We start from the raw sequence: 247 nt of genomic DNA, 5'->3' as shown, positions 1-247 counted from the left end.
TGGCTGCAGGAGAAGATACCTCCCATATCCTCAGCGGGTTGACTAACCAGCTGCCTGATCGTGATCCGGAAGAGACTGCCGAGTGGGTCGAGTCCCTGGATGCGTTGATCAGGGAACAGGGCACCGAGCGTGCCCAATACATCATGCGGAGCCTGCTGCAGCGCGCGGGCGCGCAGAGCGTGGGTGTGCCGATGGTGACCACCACGGATTACGTGAACACGATCCCGGTGGACCAGGAAGCCGAATT

1 protein-coding gene is annotated in these 247 nt (G+C 61.1%); it reads left to right on the top strand.

Going from position 1 to position 247, the window contains the following annotated elements; translation table 11 throughout:
- Window positions 1-247, top strand: a 247-nt coding sequence (locus tag AC3IMC_RS20500; RefSeq protein ID WP_490920733.1) for a hypothetical protein, incomplete at both ends; no start/stop codon positions are given.

The organism is Arthrobacter sp. E70 (genome assembly GCF_058266945.1).
This window is presented reverse-complemented; position numbering and strand designations above follow the sequence as displayed.